The organism is Synechocystis sp. PCC 7509 (genome assembly GCF_000332075.2).
In the GTDB taxonomy this organism is placed as follows: domain Bacteria; phylum Cyanobacteriota; class Cyanobacteriia; order Cyanobacteriales; family Chroococcidiopsidaceae; genus Aliterella.
In genome coordinates, this window is record NZ_ALVU02000002.1 from 93,520 (window position 1) to 114,250 (window position 20,731).

Annotated in this window: 14 protein-coding genes; 9 read left to right on the forward strand and 5 right to left on the reverse strand. The window is 42.2% G+C overall.

What is annotated here, in order from left to right; genetic code table 11:
• Window positions 1-4 precede the first annotated feature (4 nt).
• Window positions 5-643: a hypothetical protein gene (locus SYN7509_RS0221640; RefSeq protein WP_028954494.1), complete on the forward strand. Its 639-nt coding sequence runs from the start codon at window positions 5-7 to the stop codon at window positions 641-643.
• A 158-nt stretch (window positions 644-801) separates the two neighbouring features.
• Here SYN7509_RS0221640 and SYN7509_RS0221645 read toward each other — a convergent pair whose 3' ends face one another.
• A complete protein-coding gene (locus SYN7509_RS0221645) occupies window positions 802-2,463 on the reverse strand; it encodes a ShlB/FhaC/HecB family hemolysin secretion/activation protein (RefSeq protein WP_227501573.1) in 1,662 nt (553 codons plus the stop codon).
• A gap of 547 nt (window positions 2,464-3,010) precedes the next feature.
• Window positions 3,011-4,282: a glycosyltransferase gene (locus tag SYN7509_RS0221650; RefSeq protein ID WP_009630454.1), complete on the reverse strand. Its 1,272-nt coding sequence runs from the start codon at window positions 4,280-4,282 to the stop codon at window positions 3,011-3,013.
• Window positions 4,283-4,367: 85 nt separating this feature from the next.
• Between SYN7509_RS0221650 and SYN7509_RS26715 the strand changes: the two genes are divergently transcribed.
• Window positions 4,368-6,932 carry a two-partner secretion domain-containing protein gene (locus SYN7509_RS26715; RefSeq protein ID WP_051482665.1) on the forward strand — a complete coding sequence of 855 codons (2,565 nt, stop codon included), beginning with the start codon at window positions 4,368-4,370 and terminating at the stop codon, window positions 6,930-6,932.
• On the forward strand, window positions 6,922-9,498 hold the full coding sequence (locus SYN7509_RS0221660) for a CHAT domain-containing protein (protein WP_028954495.1): 2,577 nt from the start codon (window positions 6,922-6,924) through the stop codon (window positions 9,496-9,498). Before SYN7509_RS26715 ends, SYN7509_RS0221660 begins: the two co-directional genes overlap by 11 nt.
• 10 nt (window positions 9,499-9,508) lie before the next feature.
• On the opposite strand, the gene SYN7509_RS0221665 is transcribed toward SYN7509_RS0221660, so the two are convergent.
• The 3 genes from SYN7509_RS0221665 to SYN7509_RS0221675 all read right to left on the reverse strand — a co-directional run bounded on the left by SYN7509_RS0221665 (window position 9,509) and on the right by SYN7509_RS0221675 (window position 12,804).
• Window positions 9,509-10,552, reverse strand: coding sequence for a tetratricopeptide repeat protein (locus tag SYN7509_RS0221665; protein WP_227501574.1), 1,044 nt, complete (start codon window positions 10,550-10,552; stop codon window positions 9,509-9,511).
• Complete coding sequence (locus SYN7509_RS27855; protein WP_009631263.1) at window positions 10,549-11,733, reverse strand: tetratricopeptide repeat protein; 1,185 nt, start codon at window positions 11,731-11,733, stop codon at window positions 10,549-10,551. The genes SYN7509_RS0221665 and SYN7509_RS27855 overlap by 4 nt, the downstream gene beginning before the upstream one ends.
• A gap of 882 nt (window positions 11,734-12,615) precedes the next feature.
• The gene (locus SYN7509_RS0221675) at window positions 12,616-12,804 is read right to left on the reverse strand and encodes a hypothetical protein (protein ID WP_009631264.1); all 189 of its coding nucleotides are present in this window, start codon (window positions 12,802-12,804) and stop codon (window positions 12,616-12,618) included.
• A gap of 361 nt (window positions 12,805-13,165) precedes the next feature.
• On the opposite strand from SYN7509_RS0221675, the gene SYN7509_RS27860 reads away from it, so the two are divergent.
• The 6 genes from SYN7509_RS27860 to SYN7509_RS0221705 all read left to right on the forward strand — a co-directional run bounded on the left by SYN7509_RS27860 (window position 13,166) and on the right by SYN7509_RS0221705 (window position 20,659).
• Window positions 13,166-14,017 (forward strand): DUF3102 domain-containing protein, encoded by an 852-nt coding sequence (locus SYN7509_RS27860; RefSeq protein WP_009631265.1) that lies wholly within the window; start codon window positions 13,166-13,168, stop codon window positions 14,015-14,017.
• 806 nt (window positions 14,018-14,823) lie between these two features.
• Entirely contained in the window at window positions 14,824-16,170 is a 1,347-nt protein-coding gene (locus SYN7509_RS0221685; RefSeq protein WP_028954496.1) for a sigma-70 family RNA polymerase sigma factor, read from the forward strand.
• Between the two features lie 48 nt (window positions 16,171-16,218).
• Window positions 16,219-16,548: a hypothetical protein gene (locus tag SYN7509_RS0221690; RefSeq protein ID WP_009631267.1), complete on the forward strand. Its 330-nt coding sequence runs from the start codon at window positions 16,219-16,221 to the stop codon at window positions 16,546-16,548.
• The gene (locus tag SYN7509_RS0221695; RefSeq protein WP_009631268.1) at window positions 16,529-19,420 is read left to right on the forward strand and encodes a hypothetical protein; all 2,892 of its coding nucleotides are present in this window, start codon (window positions 16,529-16,531) and stop codon (window positions 19,418-19,420) included. The genes SYN7509_RS0221690 and SYN7509_RS0221695 overlap by 20 nt, the downstream gene beginning before the upstream one ends.
• A complete protein-coding gene (locus SYN7509_RS0221700) occupies window positions 19,414-19,686 on the forward strand; it encodes a hypothetical protein (RefSeq protein ID WP_009631269.1) in 273 nt (90 codons plus the stop codon). The genes SYN7509_RS0221695 and SYN7509_RS0221700 overlap by 7 nt, the downstream gene beginning before the upstream one ends.
• Window positions 19,667-20,659 carry a hypothetical protein gene (locus SYN7509_RS0221705; RefSeq protein ID WP_009631270.1) on the forward strand — a complete coding sequence of 331 codons (993 nt, stop codon included), beginning with the start codon at window positions 19,667-19,669 and terminating at the stop codon, window positions 20,657-20,659. The genes SYN7509_RS0221700 and SYN7509_RS0221705 overlap by 20 nt, the downstream gene beginning before the upstream one ends.
• Window positions 20,660-20,731 lie beyond the last annotated feature (72 nt).

Genomic DNA, 20,731 nt, shown 5'->3' on the forward strand with positions numbered 1-20,731 from the left:
CCGTATGGCTAGCCCAAAAAAGAAGCTTCCAACTGGTCCTATTAAAATTACTCAACCTTTATTTAGCCGTTCTGAGACATCAGCCGTTTCTAACTCAGAGTCAAACACAAAAGACGTAAACAATTTACAAGAATCTAGAAAACAAGATTCAACTATAGAAGACAATAACCAATACGAATCTAGCCGCATAGCTTCTAAAAGCGGACAAGCTATTGAAGAAGACAAGCAGACTATTAGCGATACCGACATAGATAAACAAGAAAACAGAAAACAAGATTCTAGTTTAATAGATAATGAAGATGATTGTAAGTACAAGCAAGATTCTCCAGCAATTGAAAGTCACTACTTACTAGATTCCAGTAAACAAGAAAATAGTAAACAAGATTCTAGTATTGAAGAAATGGAATATGTAAAAGTAGCTATGAGGCTTTCAGCTACTTCTGTAGAACGTCTCAGAGGATTAAAGAATACTACTGGGCTACCTTATGAAATCTTAGTAGATGTAATGATAGCAAATTGGGATAACTTGCCTGCAAAACTTCAAAAACTATTCTTGTCTGAAGCAAAGCTTGCTAGGATTCAAAGATTAATTGCAGGGCAAGATAAGGCTATGAAAACTGTACGAAGTAAGTTACTAAGGTAAAGATTTGTTGTTCAGCGTATAAGCCCTCAACATCCCCGGTTCCCTGCTACCGCTCTTGCCTCGCGCCTAACCCCTCTTGAGCAGGAGCGACAAGCAGGACAGTCAATTTGATGAGTCACAAATTAATTAGCCTTAATCTTGTGAAGCTTAGGATCTATTTAAAAAGGATTGTAAAACACGGAAAAGTATAAACCATTTTCTTGCCACGTTCTGTTGGTGGAAGATGCAGAAATTAAAGGAATACCGTAATCGAGGCGCGCCGTAAAGCGATCGCTCTGTTGCCAAACTAAACCCAAACCTACTGAAGCTAAAGAATTAGTGTCTGGAGCCTCCCTGCCAGCATTCCAAGTGCTGCCAACATCTACAAAGGGAGCTATTTGCAAAACCGCATTCCAATCAGGCACGCGCAAAACGGGTAATCTTACTTCCGCCGAAGCAAAAGCCCCATTATCCGTTAACAGTAGGTCTTGACGATAACCGCGAACACTTTGCAAACCGCCCAAAGTAAACTGTTCTAGAGGTAAAAGAGAGGTAGTTGATAGCTGGACATTACCGCGCACTAAAAGTAATGTTTCTGGCGCTAACAGTCGCACCCACTGAGCCTGTCCTTGCCAGGAGAAAAAGCGACTATCCGGTTGTTCTGCGTTAATCGTGGCATTCAATGCCCCCACACCTAAGTTAAATTGCGATCGCGCGGCAATTACTTGACGAGCATCGCGCCCAGTCCATTCTTGAAAAAATCTCAGTGCCGAGATCCGAGTTCGTCCTTGCTCATCAGCGCCTTGAGACAAAGCAAAAGGGATATCTAGTAAGGAAGTTTCGCTCTCTACGCGACTAGCACTTATACCCAAAGTAAGCTCCTGACTTGGCGTTTGAATAATTGGCTGGCGCAAAGTTATATCGTAGTAGCGAGACTCAGACTTAATATCTAGCAAGTCAAAAGGTGGCTCAATAACGTTGCTTGAGGTAGTGCCATAGCTAAGGTTAAGCGTACCATTGCGAGGATTTAGGGGTAATGAGTAACTTGTATCGATTGCGTTGCTACCGTCCGTATTGCTATAGCCAATACTAATGCGATCGCCTATTCCGAGTAAATTGCCTTCGTTTAGTTGTAGATTGCGGCGAAAACTCCCTACGGCGGGCGTTCGCCCGTTATCAATCGTTGCTTGAATAGTGGTACTTTGGGCTTCGCTAACTTGGACTTCGAGGATACTTTGGTTGGGGCGGGTTCCTGCCGAAAGTTCAGCAGATATATTGTTAATTAAGGGATTGAGTTGTAGTAGTTGTAGGGCTTGCAAAAGGCGGTTGCGATTTAGCGGAGCTTTTGTGGCGATCTCAATTCGTCGGCGGACGTAGTTGGGGTTCAAATATTTTGTCCCCGTAACTTGGATATTTTCTAAGCCACCTTCAACAACAGTAATTGTCACTACTTTGCCTCGCAGGGTTTGGGGAGGGATATAAGCGCCGGAGGTAATATAACCATTGTCAAGATAAAGTTGAGTTATCGCTGAACGCGCTTGGAATAATTCAGTAAAGGAAATTGGTCTATTAGTAAAGGGAGCAAGAACTTTCGCCAGTTGTTCGGGGCTAAATACGGTACTACCAATTACCTTAAAGCTTTCAACACTAATTGTTTGCGGTACGCCAGGAAGACTTTCGGGAGGTGTAGGGGTAGGTCTATTTGGCTCTAATAATTCTTCGGGCGGCGGTAAGGATCGAGGGAGTTCGGGAGAGGGAAGGGGTGTAGGAAAGGGCTGAACGTCTTGGGAAGCCGGAACTTGCAAAGGGGGTGTTTGTGCCTTTAAAGGGGTACTTACCAAGATGCTAGTTAGGACTGCAAGTGCGGTCGAGTATAACCAAGGCTGGCACAGTAGACTTTTATAGCTATAATCCATCAATATTAAACATTCAAAAAGTTAAATTATTGGAACAATTAGTTTATTCTTTTTAAAAGAGGCTTGCAACACATAATTAATTAATAAACCCCTATGTATAATGAGCAAATCAAAAGTAACAAAAGTGATATTGTAATTGATGGAAGCATTACTGGGCTTTTAAGTGCAAGTGTCCTTGCTGAAAAATCTACTTCAATTACTATTGTTGAAAGAGACATATTTCTGATCGCCCAACTGTCAGAAAAGGTGTACTACAGTCGATACAACTACATACTTTTCTGATAAAAGGCTACAGGTTGTTGTCAGAAAACTTCCCTGGGATTGGAATGAAATTGACCAAGGCAGGAACTTGTTCTCCCGTAGGTAATTCGTCTGTTATTAATAAGTGTTGCTTTTGTTCGTCAACTGTAATTTAGTAGTGAGATCGCGCTATTGGCTCTGCGCTTGTTAGTAGAATCCTTTAAGACTTTCTTTAGGAATAACTTAACTGAGCTTCGATTGCATCACAGGCTACCCGAACACCATTTTCTAGCTGTATCTGCCGTCCTACCTCCGCAGATTGTCTAGCGAAACTCGGCTCGTTTAAAAGTTGATGTAATTTCGCAACAACATTTGCGGCATTATATTCTCCACGACTAATAGTAAGCCCTACACCTAAACGTTCTACCCTAGCAGCATTATTTGGCTGATCGTGACTATAAGGCATAACTAACATAGGGCGACCGGATCTTAATGCTTCCGCAGTTGTGCCAATGCCGCCTTGATGAACAATAGCTTGTGAGTGCAAGAACAGTTTGGAGTACGGAGCATAATCAAAAGCTGCTATATTCTCCGACAAAAATTCTTGGGGTAGGTTGCATCGATCTTCTCCCATAAGAAGTACAGCACGACAACCTAATTGCCTAACTGCAATTGCACTTTCAACATAAAAATTGCCTGCATTACGAACGAGTGCTGAACCCAAAGTAAAAACTATAGGTGGAGAACCAGCACGGAGAAATTCTAATAATTCTAAAGATAGTTCCGCCTCACCTTGGCGCTCATAAAAAGGAAACCCAGCGATACAAGTTCGTTTGGGCCAATCTGATTGAGGTTGAGCAAAAACTTTAGAAAATAAAGCCAAAACAAGTTCTGGAGAGTGATTACCCTCAAAAAGTGGGTCTTTAACTTGCCGTAACCCCAAATCACGTCTTAACTGCTTTATAGGATCGCTCCACGAGCTTAGAAAATATTTGCTCAAATTAATAATACTACTGTTAATTAAAGGATTAAACAATTGTGATTGAATTTGATTATGTAGCTCTGACAACACTAAAGAGTCATAGGCAGATGGAATCATAATAGGAGCTAATACCCCAGATATCCACTTAATTCCAGCTTTTTCAGCTACAATCGGACCAGCAAAAGAAAGATGTTGAGTCACAAGCAAGTCAGCGCCATGCACAACCTGTATTAAGTCGCTATAAGTATCTTTAATATGTGGTAATATCAATTCACATATAAGATACTTTAGTCCTTCTTTAGAGTCAGTTGCTTTCCTTAACGCTTCTGTACTTAGCCCAGGTTCAAAATTAGGTCTGATAGCATGAAATTCTATATTTTCTGCCTCTACTTTAGAGCTATATAACTTACTTGTTGCTATTACAACTTTGTGTCCCCGTTGCTTCAATTCAATTGCAAGTGCTATATAAGGATATAAGTCACCTAGTGTCCCGTAAGTAGTGATAACAATACGTTTATTCATTATTTTTGGTTAAAAATATTTGTAATTAACAGCTTTGAACTCTGGGTTATTGTATTCTAAACATTGAAACAATAAGTTTGCAAACGTGATTAATAATAAGCTTCTTTTATTCTGTATTACTTTTGAATTTGCAATTCTTGCCTTGGGGTATGAGTCTCTTGAAGCTCAGGTTATTCCTGACAGAACTTTAGGAGTAGAAAATTCTCAGGTTATTCCTGGTGATAGTAGTAATGGGCTTTTAAACGAACAAATTGATGGCGGAGCAATTCGAGGCTCAACTTTATTTCATAGCTTCCAGGAGTTCAATGTCGGAGAAGGAAGAGGAATATATTTTACAAATCCCACAGGTATTGAAAATATTTTGAGCCGAGTAACAGGAGCAAATCCCTCCAACATTTTAGGGAGGCTCGGTGTAATAGGAGGCAATGCCAACTTATTGTTGATAAACCCTAATGGCATTATCTTTGGATCTAACGCTAGTCTAGATATCAATAGTTCTTTTTTAGGTAGTACAGCGAATAGTATTGAACTATCTGGTGGAATACAATTTGATGCTAAGAATCCTCAGCCAGTACCTTTATTATCAATTGAGGTTCCAATAGGTCTTGGCTTCGGTAAAAAGCCAGCACCCATAAGGGTAGAAGGAACTGGACACAAACTATCTTTATTTTTCCCATTAGCAGGTAGTCCTATCTTAGGTTCGGGTGAAAGTTTAAATGGCTTAAGAACAGATACTGGGAAAACTATTGCTTTAGTTGGCGGAGATGTGAATTTTGATGGTGGAATCTTGACAGCTAGTTCAGGACGAATTGAGATAGGTAGTGTTAATTCTGGAGTAGTAGAGATAAATTCAACTGCTTCTGGAATATTTTTAAACTATGGTAGATTAACCAATTTTCAAGACATTAAGCTAGATAAAAAAGCGTTATTAGATACAAGTGGTTTTGCAAATGGTAGTATTTCTTTACGAGCTAAAAATATTGATTTAACAAATGGATCTTTTATTTTGGTGTCAAACTTTGGAAGCATTGATTCAAGTAGCGTTACTTTAAATGCAACAGAGGATCTGACGATGAACCTAAATCTGGCTACGCTAGGAAATTCTAGAATAGATGGTTTAGGAGCAGGCATTGTTTCACAAAATTTTTCTAGTGGAAAAGGCGCAGATATAACTATTTCAGCAAGGCAATTAGATATTGAAACAGCTTTTGGAATTGTCACAGAAACCTACGGTCAAGGGTTAGGAGGAAATATAAGCTTAAATATTTATGGAAATTCTTTACAGAATCTTGATGAGTCAACATCACAAATCTCTGTCGATAGAAGTCTTGTTGCTACTTTCGTATCAACAAATGCAACTGGAAATGCAGGAAATCTAAAAGTATTTACAGATCAACTTTTTATCAAAGATGGAGGTACAATTGCGTCAGAAAGTTTTGGATTAGGGAATGGAGGAAATGTTAATATTGTAGCTACTGAAAGTATAAAAGTATCTGGTTCTGTAAAAGTTCCTTTCCCTTTCAATAGTTTTGTGCCTAGTTTTCTGGGCGCTCTAGCTACATCTCAAGGTAATGCGGGTGACGTAAGTATCAATACAAATCAACTAATACTTGAAAGTGGAGGAAGACTAGATTCCACCACCTTAGCATCAGGTTCTGCTGGTAAAGTGAGTATAGTTGCGACTGATTCAGTAGATGTTAGTGGTCGAGTTTCTGATTCTTTGAACCCTACATTAATAAGTTCATCTGCCAATCGAGTAGATCCTGCGTTTACGCCGTTCTATGGTTTGTCTAATGCTTTAACTGGAAATTCTGGCTCTGTAGAAATTACGACCAATCAATTGAATATAAATGATGGAGCAAGAGTTAGTGTGCGTAACGATGGATCTGGGGAGGCAGGCGATCTTAAAGTGATTGCTAATTCAATTAATCTAAGAAATCAGGGTGCTATTGCCGCAGATACCGCAAAAGGTACAGGTGGTGATATTACATTAAGAACAGATGCGTTACAGTTACGCCAAAACAGTCAAATTAACGCTACCGCAGGAGGTAACAGTACTGGTGGCAACATTACTATTGATACTAATACTCTAGTTGCTTTAGAGAATAGCGATATTACAGCGAATGCTTTTGAGGGTCGTGGTGGAAATATTGCAATTACAGCGAAAGGCATTTTCGGTATTGAATCGCGAACAAGATTGACTCCACTCAGTGACATCACTGCTAGTTCAGCATTAGGGATAAACGGTACAGTGCAAATCAATACGCTAGATACTAATCCTACTAACGGATTAGTGAGTTTGCCACCGACAGTTGTTGATAGCTCAAGGCTAATTGCCCAAGACTGTTCAGCTAGGGAAGATAGTTTGGCAAGAGAAAAGAGCGAGTTTATCATCACCGGACGCGGCGGTTTACCACCCCAACCAAATGAGCCACTGCGGGCTGAAGCTATTGCAATCGCAGAATCTGGAGAGGAAAACCGCTCGGCTAACGTAACGGTCACACGCCCAATTAGCTCTACCTCGACTCAAATAGTAGAAGCCCAAGGGTGGGTACTTAACGAGCGAGGTCAGGTGATTTTGACCGCTCAACCTGTTAGCGCTACACCTACCAGTTCCCGTTCCACTCAAGTAACTTGCTATGCGCCCTAAAAGACTAATAGCAAACAGATTAAATTGGCGATCGCACAATCGGATTGGAATAAAACTCGCTAAAGAAATTGCACTGGTTCTGTTAGCTTTGCTGACAGTGACAAGTGTTCTAGCTCTGTCCGTTAAGCAAGTGCCAGGGATAGAATCACTACCCTCTCACTCCTCATCACTAACTACTCAAGCAGATCGAGCAGTACAACCAAATATCGAGGGGCAAAAACTTTACGAATCTGGACAGTTTTCTGAGGCAATTGAAGCTTGGCAAAAGGCGGTAGATACCTATACTCAAGTAGGAAACCCTGATGGCATAACTCAAAGCCGAATTAATATCAGCCAAGCTTTACAAGCTTTAGGCTTCTACCCAAGAGCCTGCAATACTTTACTACAAGCTTTCAACATTACTAATACAGACTGTCAAAAGTTAACTCAGTCGAACGAAGACTACCAGCAGAGGCAAGACTCTGTACTCAAAACTCTTGAGCAAATACCAAACTCGCAAACTAAGGCAATTGGTTCGCGTAGCCTGGGTGATGTCCTGCAAAAGCTCGACAATCTGGATCTGTCCGAGAAAGTGTTGCAGCTAAGTTTAGAAGTCTCTAAGGCATTACCTTCGCCTCAAAATGAGAGTGCTGCTTTGCTCAGTTTAGGCAACACATTTCAAGCTTGGGGAAACAGAGCAAGAGCTAACCAAGACACAGCAGGCGAAATTGACTCAACTCCTTGGCACTGCCCATATAGCCCAAGCTTGGGTGCGCCAAAGAAATTCTATCAACAAGCAGCTTCATCCTATCAACAAGCAGCAAATAGCTCGGTAGCACCAGAAATATGGGTGCTATCTCAGGTGAATCGTATGAGTGTATTGCTAAAAGCTGATGCGATATCAGACGCGGGAAAATTACAGAAGCAGATCCAGTCAAAACTAGAACAATTGCCTGCTAGTCAAACAACAACTTATGCGCGACTAAATTTAGCTAGCAGCTTGAGTTGCCTAAATAAAGCTAGCATCAATGACGCTCCTTCGTGGGCAGAAATTGCCCAGATTTTAGCTACAACCGAGAAACAAGCCCGTAGCCTTGGTGATAGACGTAGCCAATCTTATGCTTTTGGCTACCTGGGAGGGATGTACGCACAAGCTCAAAACCAATCTCCTCAAAACCTAGCCTATGCCCAAGACTTGACTAAGCAGGCGCTAGTAATTGCTCAAGCAACCAATGCTACAGACATTACTTATCAGTGGCAATGGCAATTAGGATATCTACTCAAAACCCAGGGGGATGTTCCAGAAGCGATCGCAGCTTACACCCAAGCAGTAGACACACTGCAATCTCTGCGCAGCGATCTGACAGCTAGTAGTGCCAACATCCAATTCTCATTTCAGGAAAGTGTCGAACCTGTATATCGTCAGCTAGTAGATTTATTGCTGCAATCAAATGAGCAGAACAACTTAAATCAAGCCCGTGATGTAGTTGAAGCACTACAAATAGCCCAGCTAGAGAACTTGCTAAGATGCCGCCTGCAAACTGCATCGCCAGTGGCAATTGATTCTGCCGCCGACCCGACAACAGCAGTTATTTATCCAATTATCTTAGCTGACCGGATAGAGGTGATTGTGTCGCTAGCAAATCAACCTTTGCGTCACTATTCAAGCGCTCTACCGCAAGAGCAAAATATCGAAGACCTGCTGCAAACGATGCGCCAAAATGTACAAGCGCCAGTTGGTGCAGGACCAGGATTTATGAAATTGTCTCAGCAGGTGTATAATTGGTTGCTCAAACCACTGGAAACGGAGCTAGAAAACAGTGGAGTGAAAACATTAGTGTTTGTGCTAGATGGTGCTTTGCGCCAAGTGCCGATGGCAGCACTGCATGATGGAAGACAATACTTAATAGAAAAATATGCTGTAGCTCTTAGTCCTAGTTTGCAACTAATACAACCTAAGCCTTTGCTAGATAATCATCTGAAAGTGTTAGCGGCGGGAATTTCACAGAAAATCCCAGGTTTTAGTGCGCCTGCGCTACCAGAAGTGAAGGATGAGTTAGAGCAAATATCGCGAATATCAACAAGTGTAGTGTTGCTGAATCAACAATTTACACGCTACGCTCTGGCAAAAAAAATAAACGAAAGTCCATTTTCAGTAGTGCATCTAGCAAGTCACGGACAATTCAGTTCTAACCCTGAGCAAACATATATTCGTGCTTGGGATAATAGTATTAATGTCAATCAATTAAGAAGCTTGCTCCAAACTAGAGAAAGCAGACAATCTAGCGCAATAGAATTACTTGTCCTGAGTGCCTGCGATACAGCAAGTGGAGATCGACGTTCGGCATTGGGGCTGGCAGGAGTAGCGGTACGGGCAGGAGCGCGGAGTACGCTAGCTTCATTATGGCAGGTGAACGATAACTCGACTGCCGAACTAATGACAAACTTCTATCAAAAATTATCTCAATCTAGCAATGGGACAATTACTAAAGCCAAAGCGTTGCAAGATGCTCAACTAAATCTGTTGCACAGGTATAAAGCTCCTTATTACTGGGCATCATACGTTCTAGTAGGCAATTGGTTATAAACAACTTAGACTAGAGCAGCTTGCTATATACTATGCGTGACTGCTTCGACCAATAGGCGGCTTTGTCCTCTTGACCTAAAACCTGATACACTTCCGCCAGCCGATATGCTGCCATTGCCTGTGCTTCAGTATCTTTGTTAATTAGGGCAAGTTTGCTTGCCTGCTGGTAACTCGCTACAGCTTGGGGGAATAATTCAATTTGTGCATAAAGTTCACCAAGGAGGTAGTGAACTGCTGGTATTTGACTACCTTTTGCCGCTTCTAGTAATTGAGTAGCTTCGGCAATCAATCCTCTGCCAATATAAAGCTCTGCTAAAGCTAAAGTCTGTGCTTCAAGGGTCAAGTCTGCTTGAGTGATGCGCTCGGCAGCAGCCTGTACTAAAGTTGCTTGTTGGCGCTCAAGTAAACCAAAAGTCGCTTTGGTAGGTGGTCCACCGCTATCAGCTTCAACTGTCAGCAAATATCCTTCCTCTACAGGTTTGAGGGGTGGTTCACCAGGATAAACAATAGAAGTTGTGTTAACTTCACGAACCCAGTTTATACCAGTACCTCTGACACGCACAACATAGTTGTTTGCACCAGGAACAGCAGTCCAGCGCAATGTCGGCTTGTGACTGAGCAACCAAGTACGATGAGGATAGATAATGTAAGGAATACGGTTAAGAAAGGGGTCACGAGTAGGCGTAATTGGCTGGGTAGTTGTATGGACTGGTTGGGTTGGCAGGTGGCAGCCACTAGCAACACCTGAAGGGATGTTATCAGGTACTATCCACAAATTTTGGTTAGGGTCAGCACATTGCACTATTGCTCTAGCGCCGCGATTGGGTTGTAGTAAATCGCCCTGACACAATGCTGCACCAATTGCCGTTGATCGATAGTTCGACCAGTTTTGACGCTTCAGTTGTACCTGTCCGCGAATGCTAACTAATCGCCCTAAATGGACACAACTATTGCTAGCAGGTTTTGCTATTGCTTTTTTCTGGTTAACTATCATTACTGGTGTTGCGACAAGAAGTAAAACGAAACATATTACTGTGGGTAGGCGAGTATTCACTTATTGAGTTCCCCAAAACTTGCTTTCAATTTTTGTTGCGCCAGACGAGTCCAAATGTCTTCTTCAGGAGTTCTGGGCAGATAGGTATATGCTAGACAATCTTCCCAGTGTTGCAAAGCCTGTTGCTTTTCACCTCGACGTTCTAGAACTTGAGCTAGTAGGCAGTGGGCAGCAGAGCGCTCCTGTTCTAAAACAATTGCTTGTGTTAATTCAACCTGGGCTTCTTCTAAGCGACCTTGTTGTAGGCGCGCCCAACCACGATTCTTCAAAAAGCTGTACTTAATGCGTGGCTCTTGGTTTCGAGCTAAAGGTAGACCAACCTGCAACAAGGCAATAGCCGCATCAGATTTTCTTTGCAAAAGGTACAACCGTGCTTGATTGTTGTAAGCACCAAATAGACCTAACTCTATTGCCCTCTGGTATTGCACCTGCGCTTGCTGATAATTCTGTTGATCTTCGTAAACTGCACCAAGATTATAGTGTGCTTCTGCCGACCAAGGGTTGATATCCAGTACCCAATTATAAGCAATCTGAGCCTGCGGTAGTCTACCTGCTAAGTGACTCTTTGTGCCATACCAGTTACCTAGCCAAGATAAAGCATACCAAATACTAAATATTCCAACTGAGGCTAAAAGTGCTATTCCAGGTCGCAGGAATTTGATTAACTTAGATTTATATCTGCTTTCTTTACTATTAATAGTAGTTGGGAATAAAGTGTCTCTGCCTTGGGAGTGTTGAGGCTGGTCGCTTTGGGGTGGTTCGCTCTCCTGTTCGTTACTCAATTTCTCAATAGCTCCATCCAATAATATTACTGGAACAACCATTAGTGCTGAACTGGACGCACTACCATTAAGAGCCATTTGACTGCTAGGCTTAGTTTTTGAACTTTTTGGTCTTTGCGACCGTAACTGTTTGGCTTGCAGTCTTCTCAGGGTGCCTGCAACGTTCCGCTTGTCAACTCTTTGACCAATTGCTTGTGATAGTAAATGCCACAGTTGTTGAGCTTTGCCTCTAGAGACATAAGCATTCGTATATCTTTCTAACTTAATCTCTCCAAGCTTTTTCCCTAACAAACTTTGCTCAAGGATATACTTTTGTTCGCCTGACAAATGTTTATCCTTGAATTCATAAACTGCCCGATCCGCCGATGCTATCAGGCTGGAGATTTCGTAGTCACTCATTACTCCCTGTCAATTTGCCAATTTGCCTTTCAGTATATCTTGCTCTAAGCCAATCAAGGGAGCTTTTAGGCGCAACGTTAAACCTTTACAAATCTAAACTTTCTCGGCTATTTATATATCCAAATCGTTTCTAAGGTTAATTTCGTCGCTGTTTAAGTTCAGATATGAAACTAATGCGCTATTAAACTTATTCTAATAACTGTATTCCTGAGTTATATCCTAGAGCTAATGTCCAAACGTCCTACTGCTAGGCAGTTGCAGCTAATCATTATTGGAAATATATTTCTGAGCTTGTGAGGTTTTAACTTTAAGTAATTTTCTGAAGTACCAAGCTTTTTATCTTTAGACAATCTGTTAGCTTTATGTCATTTATTAAAGCTAGTGGCTCAATAAATTAGCTAGTTGTTATTTTCTGAGGTGGCGCAGTTTATAAGTTAAGTTAATTTCTGAGCTACCAAGCTTTGCTTGTTTGCAAGTCAACTGCTATGTCTAGGTTTCAAGCAAAATTAACTATTACAAAAAACAGAGCATTGTCTAGTTTCTCGAAGTAAGTAAAAATATGACTTATTTTGCTAGTAAGTAAGTTTAACAACAAACTTTTCTGGGGGTTGACAATTTTTTAAACAAGCTTTAATTTCTTTTTAAGCTTGTAATAGAAGTAAGCTTAGGGAGAGGATAAAAGTGCTGTGACGGCTTTACTGCTCCTCGCCAGTTTATAAACGTCTTACCAGGAGAGTATGTGCCTTATGTCAGCTAAAACTTTCAGTGATGTTCAAGCAAACACAATGCTAAATACGAGGACGAATAGGAAAAAAATAGCTTGCGTACTACGGACGCTATCAATCGCAGTTAGTAGAAATATTAAGCCTGCTAATTTGGTTCTCAACGCGGCTTTTTGAGCGGGTTCTTGTTAGCTCCATCTAAAGCGGTAAAAAAAAATGCTAAGACTTCCTCTAATCCTTCGCTGTAGTCAATGTCTTCGTCTAAGCAGTATTGCTTAAACCGCCGTGCTAAGTTACGTGGTACGTGCGCTCGGATTTGCTCGTAATTAGGGTCGTCTTTTTTCGCCACCTAGTTTAACAGATAAATAACTTGAGGAATAATTGTCGCATTAACAGGATTGCACTGGCGTAAAAGTGCAACGTTGCAACGTTGCAACTTTAAGTTAGACTGAGGAAGTGTAACGAGCGCTTGCTAATTAGACTGCTGATTAATGGCTGCTTTGTAGCTAAAAGTATTAGACAGTCGTTAAGAAAACAGTAGTTGAGTTAAGGTCTAAGCCAATAGAGGTGGAGCAGGTCGATAAGAGTTGTAGAGATTTCATCAGCAGAAACATTGAGTTTTGAACCGGATTGAGCATTTTTACTGATGTTAGAGAGATCGATAATTTTACTAATTTGTTTTACCTAATTGCCTTTGAGGAGCAATACACATGAGTTTCAGCAAAACATCTAATGAATTATCAGAGTATAACTATACGATGTTAGAGCCAGAGATCAGAATTGTTGTTCAACGACGCACTAGCGAGATTAAAAGTCTGATGCGGCGTACTGCTTCTGACACGATTGAAATTGGACAGAAATTGATTGAGGTGAAAGAAGAGCTAGAGCATGGTGAGTTTGGTAAGTGGTTAAAGGCCGAATTTAGCTGGGGCTTGACTACTGCTTGGAAGTTAATGAAGGTAGCAGAGACTTTCAAATCTTCACATTGTGAAGATTTGGATATCACTCCTTCGGCTTTGTATATACTAACTGGAACTTTTATACCTGGGGAAGCTAGGAATGAAGCTTTAGAACGTGCGCGTGCTGGAGAAACTATTACTTTTACCAAGGCAGATGCGCTGATTAGTAAGTATAAGCAATCAAGGGAAGTAAACACGCTAGTTGAGCCGGTAAATGAGAGTATTTCTGCTGAAATTGTTGATGAACACCCAAAAGTAACTGCTAGTGAATCATTGACCCAAACATTTGAGAACGCTCCCGTTAGTTGTAACCAAGACAAGTTAGAATCACCAGAGCAAAGAAATACTCTAAACCAAGCTAGAAGTGAGTTCCAGTATTCCCCTAGTATTGAAGAAGAAGCAAAACAAAGACAACAGCAACACATTGCAGTAGGTGAGATTTACAATAACTTAGTTACTAATATCAATTATCTTGCTCAAGAAAATATATTCGAGCTAATAGATATTGCTAGTTTAAAAGCTTTAATGCACGACATAACTGTTTTAATTCAACGCAAAGAATCTTCATTGAGCAGACAACCTAACTCCAATTACAACAATTAATAGTTGAAGGAGAAGCGCTCTATTACTAATATAGAACCCAAAACCTTTGCTATGAGTTAACTACAAAAGCTAACAAGTAGAGTGAAGGTTAAACTTTAACTGTTTAATTATAAAGACCTAGCTGTTTTTGGGTAAATTAGCTTCAAAAACAGTGTAAATGCTAGTAGGCGATCGCATACTAATGACAATGACAATTTGTGCGGTCGTCTAACCACTAAATACCAAATATTTACAAGTTTTTGTCGAATTAAGATGGAGTTTTGTATTACTAAAATTCATTGCTCTTTAGCTTTAGACTAATGCAAATAAGTCTTCAATAAATCTTAACAATCAAGTGATCATTTTGCTTGACAAGTAATTAAGATAGTTTAATATAGGAATTCATAACCGTTAATTAAGGGTTACAACTACTGTTTTCAAAAGTCATAAATTTTGACATTTACAAACGCTAAAAAAACAGTGCTGTGCTAATTGCAGCAGGTTTCGAGTTTGAGCATAATTTCAATTGGTAATAAAACCAAGGGCATCAAACCCTTATAGCGGCTGAGTTAATCGCTGGTAATTTCATGTTGCTGGATAAATAGTTAGCAACTCAATTATTGCACCCAAGAGTGCAAATGTTATTACTGTAAGCAATAACATTTGCTACTTACCAGTAATCCAGAGTTGTTAACTGGGAAAAAGGTAAAAAACTAAAGTTTTTCCTAGACCCAGTGATTCCAGTTTTTAAATCTCTGCACCGAAATATCTATTTCAGAACACAAAAGTTTTGTGCTAATCAACAGTAACACTGGGGGAAATGTTGGATGGCTAATTACAGTGCTATTTCAGTTCAAAACGAACAAAATTTAATTGAAATCTGTCAAAAAATGCTTCTTGCTCCAAAGAAGGAAGCATTAACGCACAGTGAAAAGCGCTTAGGAGATCGCGCCTTTGCCGAACTTCTTGAGCGATATAACAGATGGATTTGGAAGCAAATCAACTCTATTCCCAGATTAGACTCAGATGATGCTTACTCAGCAGCGCTTGAGGGCTTCCAAAAGGCGATCACGACGTTTGACTTGACCACTGGGAATGCGTTGGCATCATGGGCTTATCATTGTGTGCGAGGCGCATTGGGGACAGTGTTACGCAATCAGCTTGGTCAAGCAGCTAGAGTCGAAAAACTTGCAGCCACTACTTCGCTTGTCTACGAAGATGAGCTTAAAGATCCTTATGAAGAAGAGCAATTGCACCAATCGGTAGAAAAACTGCACGGGGCAACTAATCAACTGAGCAAAACTGCTCAACAAATAGTGAGCAAGCGAAATGAGGGGATGAAGTTTGCAGCAATTGGTGCAGAACTAGGTAAGTCCTCTGATGCTGTACGAATGGCTTACAACCGAGCAATTGCTGCTCTTAATCAGATGTTAGCGAAACAGCCTGAAGTTGTTGTACCTAGCGAGGTAATAGTAACTCAAGAAAATCAATCGGCAGTTCAAATACCAGCAGCCAATTGGATGAAGCGATTATGGTCGCGTTCACGGGTGAATGTTCGCTTTTTGAAGGGAGGGCATATTTTAAGTAGGACTATTGGAGAGATATCTATGACCAGACAGCTACTAGGCTCAACCCGCGCTCCGCTTCATAAACCTAGAACCAAGGCGAGAACCAAGTTTATAGACTCACCTGCTCTAAAATATATTTCGTGGCTGACTGTTGCCTTGTTAGTTCTGTACCGGATGTTGATGGGCGAGTGGCTGGTGTTACTCGTGTGTGGTGTGGGTGGCACGATAGCCGCACTACTTTGGCAGCACTGGAGGGCAATATCGAAACACCATCGACAACAATTGCTTTTTGGCTTGTGTGCTGTACTCTCGTGGTGTTTTTTCACCCTGCACACACCAGCGTATGCATTATTTTTCGACACCTTGGAGACAGGTCTAACACAAATGTTCGCCAGATTCGGTGTTGCTGACACCACTAGCTTTCCGTTATGGATTGGTGCGTTATTCCGTATCCTAGGGATTGTCTTTATAGGTATCCTCGCTTTACGATTTGGCAGATCGCGTGATGAAGACGATGAAGGAACTCGCCAAATTACTGGCAAGGTAGTCCAGGTAATAGGTGCGCTAGTAATATTTGATGCCATGCTTGAGCTTTTTACTGGTTGAACTCCCCACTCTGACAGAGATAGCGTGTGAAAGCCACTGGAAAAATTTATGCCTATCCATAACCAACCGATTGTACCAAATCGTGCATTAGGTAAGCAGAAGAAGCTGTTAAGCTTTTTTCCCTCCTATCTGACTCCAGGCTTATTAGCTGGATTTGCTGTCATGGTAGTCATCAGTGAAGTGACTGACGATAAAATTAAGACCGCCTTATCTGGAGGCACAGTAATTGCTATGTACTGGCTGTATGCGGGGAAGGGAGAAGAGTCAGCTTGGTCTAACTTTGGCAGATTTGTTTCAGTTCCGATTTTACATATGCCTGACAAACCGAATATAGATACGTTACCGTTCAAGGCAAACAATGTTCCACGAAGACGATAAGTTATACAAAAGGGAAAACCCCTTAGATTTAAAAATCACAGGTCAAGCAGATCACGGTAGTATTTCCGACTACTTGCCACTGCAAGCGACGTGTGAATTTGAGGTATTTGGGGAGAAAGTTGGTTCATTAGTTCTCGGCTCTGCTGCTCGTACCTTTGCATGGGGATGGGAAATTTATGGCACTCACGTATATGACCTTGCCGAGAACTTAATAAGCCTTTACGATGCGGTGGCTGAAGGATTACTGAACATCCCTTATTACTTAATTTGGGATGTTCACATTGGCGGTGAAGCAAGCAGCTACGACCGCACACAGCAACTACTGCGCCTAATTGAAAACAACACTAACCCTGAAATTGACCAGTTGTTGGTAGCGGAATTAGGACGCGCGCAACAACTGGCACGGACAGGAATGCGAGAGCCAAAGTTCGCCAGGTTGTACGTGACCTATAAGCCAAAGTCAGATAAGCAAGGGCGCAAAAGTTCGGACAAAATTGAAGCGTTTGGCAAGGAAGTTTATGAATTGTGGGCGGGTGTTAGAGACTCGATTTCTAACAAAAAGACGCAAAATAAGCTCGTTGCTGTAGAAGAACAATTTAAAACTGCCTTCTTACGGGGATATAGATCGACTTCAACCTTGTTAACTGGCACGTTTGGCGTGTCGGTACGTCCAATGGACCACGACGAAATCTGGGCAAACTTACGCCATCGTTTTAGTGGCGAAGTAGCAGGGAAGTCACCAAATATTATTCGCTGCAAAATTGACGAGCGCGGTGTGCGTCTATCGAGCGAAGTCACAGGCGAGATGCATATTACTGGACATCTAATCAAAGACTATCCGCCCAAGCTCGATCCAGAATGGGTATATACTAAACGCTTCGACCCAGAATCAGGCTTGCTTCAAGATCGCTATACAGGGATTTTAAGGGCTACCGGACAGTATAAGAGCCTAGCTCATGAATTTCATCAATGCCGCGCTCTATGGGATTTATTAGCAAATGAATCTTCTTCTGACACGGAATTTTGCATCCAGCTAACACCGAGCGACTCAAAAATTGCCCGTGAGGCTGCCTCCCAATTGTACCGTCAATCTATTAAACAATTTGAAGCTACAGCATCGAAAAGAGATTATGATGCCACTGCTGACGAGAATGCAAGACTAGCAAGAGAAGCGCTGCGCTCTTTGCATTCACAAGGCTCTCCGATTCGAGTTGGTTTTTGCGTCCTGATCCACCGACAAAGTTTGGCTCAGTTAGATATTGCTTGTCGAGACTTTACCTCGCGCTGCCGATGGCTAGAATTGGTGCGCGAATTTGTTGTAACTCATCGGCTGTGGTTACAGACACTGCCCTGCAATGATGACCCCATGTTGCAGTATAAGGTGTTCGGCTATGACTTAGCTAGAGTAAAACGCACAGGCGCTCAGTTTGACCGCCGGATTTACTACGGAGTGAAGGATGCGATCGCCTTCTTCCCGATTGCCCGTACCCTACCCAATGACGAGCATGGCATCGAGTTCATTGCCCCAGATAAGCAACCGTTTCGAGTAGATTTTTTCCATCCGGGCAAAGAAAAGCACTGGTGTATCGTCGCAGCACAGCGTAGTTCTAAATCAGTTCTAGCTAACAATATTGCCGATCATGCATTGGCGATGGGTCAACCCGTGACTTGGCTCGATTACCCTCCGCCTGATGGTAGCTCTGCACTGAGATCGCGCTGCAAGTATCTGGGTGGAACTCATGTTGATATTCAACTGGAGAGCTTAAATTTAATCCAGATCCCTGATTTTTCTAGTTTGCCTCAAGAGATCCAACAAGATAGATTGCGCTCTTTGGTTGGCTACTGGATCGAACAATTGATGATCTTAGTAGGACCGACGGGGCAAGATATTCAACTAGAGCAAATCGCGCGGACGATTCTTGAGCTTTCGATTACGACCTACCTAGACGATCCATTAATTCAAAGCCGCTACGGTAATGCAATCCGTGACGGTTTTGGCGCTGCATCGTGGCAATCTACACCTACTCTGCAAGACTTGGCGCGGTTTGTAACGCGCGAAAAACTAGAGTCACGTCTGTCCAATCTAGGAGATCGCGTCCAAGAAGCACTGGACTTACTTCAATTTAACTTATCTCGAATTACCGACACGCGCACAACTATAGGTAAAGCAATCTCCCTGCCTTCTACAGTCCGAATTGATAACCCGCTAACGGTATTCTCGATGCGGAATATGAATGAAGGACAGGAATCTTTAGCTTATTCACTAGCAGCGTATAGCTCTGCGATCCAGAAGTCTTTAAGTCACCAAATCAGCCACGTACTCATAGACGAAGCTCAAAACCTAGTGACACATACTGGGGTACTCAAGCTTGCGTCTAATTTAGCAACCAAGGGAGGTAAGGATGGCGTTCGCCTGGGGATAATCACCAACAGCTTTACTAGGGTTGCCCAGTCGTCGGCGGGAGCGGATTTACTGGCTAACATCAGCACCAAGTTTGTGGGCAGGATTGAAGCTGGTAGCATCGCTCCATTGTCACAATCTTTAGGTATTCCTAACGAATTGGTGAGCCAATGTGCCTCAACTAAGTTCTATACCAATCGCAAGGAGGGCTACTCAAATTGGCTGATCCAAGATTACAGCAAACATACAATGGGGCGGTGGTACGCGCCTTGGGAATCAGTTGTCCTCAGTGCCTCTAATGCTAACGAGCGACATATTAAACAATGGTTTTTTGACCGCATTCCCGATAAACACGAGGCTCTTACTGCCTGTACTCGCTACTTCCGTGACTGCTGGCAAACCGGACAGGATCTAGTTGTCCCCCAATCTGTTGCTCAAGTCGAACAATTTATCGCCGAAAAACTATGTTAAGGACAACTGTACTCTCATTTCTGTGGATATATGGGTTGCTGCCTACAGCTATCAGCCTGCTAATAGTAGTGGCGATGGCAGGAAAACCGACTAAATGCGAACGCCCTGGCTGCACTGCCCGAACGTATGGCTGGGAACTACTTGTACTTCCTGTGGCTACAGCAAGTCCATTTATCGCTGGATTTTATGTAGCGACAATTTCTGCGAACAAAAAACAGCAATACTTTAAGTCACAAGGAGGGGCGAATGAAGCTCAAACCCCTTAAACAAGTTGGAGTTAGTTTAGTTCTAGGCGTTCAACTACTAACACCTGTTCCGTCTCAAGCGGCTACACTTGGATTTCTAGATTCTGGCGGCGGCACATTGAGTAATCTTTATAGCTTGGCATTACCTTTCCTTCAAGGATTAGCAAGCAATCTGCTTAGTGGATTAAGTATTGGCGGCATTGATCTTTCTAATATAATTATGGATGCTGTTTTCAGTTCTGATGGATTATTGAATGGGGGTTCTATAGATGTTGGAGGACTGCTGGAAAGCATTTTAGGCACAATACTTGATGGATCTAGTGATGGAAGCAGTAGTCCATCTGCTGGAGGAGGAGGGACAGACATTATTGTTGATGCAACGATTGGTAGTGGTGGGGTATTAGGAACAGGCTCGGTAACTTGCTTGTATGCGTCTACTTGTCGCCCTAACAGCAACCCCCATCAAACTGTATTTAGCCAAGCTATTGGCGTACAGGGCTACCCAAACCCGAATGAAGTGCGCGGAAAAATCTATCAATCAGCTACATCAGGGAAGATTTTGAGTGATGTTTATGCGCCTAATCCTAGCATTGGTGCATACTATGCCGGGAATCAGAGCGACCGCGATATAAACCGGGCAACAACCGAAGCTTATCTAAGTAAGGCAGGTCAGGCACAACAACAAAAGATTAGTGAAACTGCGATGGATACAGTTAAAAGTGTTGCCAATTTAGTTAAAAACTGTGCCAATAACGCCAAAAGCTCCCAAGAGTTAATCCGATGCAATCTCCTTGTAGACAGCGTTAGCCCATCTTTTGATGCCGCACAATTATCAGTGATGATGGAAATGCAGACTGATGACCAATTCCAAAAACTGCAACTCGGTAATATCTCTGCGTCGATGGATGCCCAAAGGCGGCAGCGAGACGTAGAAAACGCCGGATTATCGATTAGCTCGATGAAGGCAATTTGGACAACTCCTGAGAAGTGGTGACAAGGGAAATTTCTGGAGAAGTAAAACGCTCTCCCAGTTCACAAGCAAGCCAGTTCAATTGAAGGTAAGTTG

What these genes read in the sequence shown, in the direction of transcription:
- SYN7509_RS0221640 (WP_028954494.1), top strand. Translation starts at nt 5, where the DNA reads ATGGCTAGCCCAAAAAAGAAGCTTCCAACTGGTCCTATTAAAATTACT.
- SYN7509_RS0221650 (WP_009630454.1), bottom strand. Translation starts at nt 4,282, where the DNA reads ATGAATAAACGTATTGTTATCACTACTTACGGGACACTAGGTGACTTA.
- SYN7509_RS0221660 (WP_028954495.1), top strand. Translation starts at nt 6,922, where the DNA reads ATGCGCCCTAAAAGACTAATAGCAAACAGATTAAATTGGCGATCGCAC.
- SYN7509_RS27855 (WP_009631263.1), bottom strand. Translation starts at nt 11,733, where the DNA reads ATGAGTGACTACGAAATCTCCAGCCTGATAGCATCGGCGGATCGGGCA.
- SYN7509_RS27860 (WP_009631265.1), top strand. Translation starts at nt 13,166, where the DNA reads ATGAGTTTCAGCAAAACATCTAATGAATTATCAGAGTATAACTATACG.
- SYN7509_RS0221685 (WP_028954496.1), top strand. Translation starts at nt 14,824, where the DNA reads ATGGCTAATTACAGTGCTATTTCAGTTCAAAACGAACAAAATTTAATT.
- SYN7509_RS0221690 (WP_009631267.1), top strand. Translation starts at nt 16,219, where the DNA reads ATGCCTATCCATAACCAACCGATTGTACCAAATCGTGCATTAGGTAAG.
- SYN7509_RS0221695 (WP_009631268.1), top strand. Translation starts at nt 16,529, where the DNA reads ATGTTCCACGAAGACGATAAGTTATACAAAAGGGAAAACCCCTTAGAT.
- SYN7509_RS0221700 (WP_009631269.1), top strand. Translation starts at nt 19,414, where the DNA reads ATGTTAAGGACAACTGTACTCTCATTTCTGTGGATATATGGGTTGCTG.
- SYN7509_RS0221705 (WP_009631270.1), top strand. Translation starts at nt 19,667, where the DNA reads ATGAAGCTCAAACCCCTTAAACAAGTTGGAGTTAGTTTAGTTCTAGGC.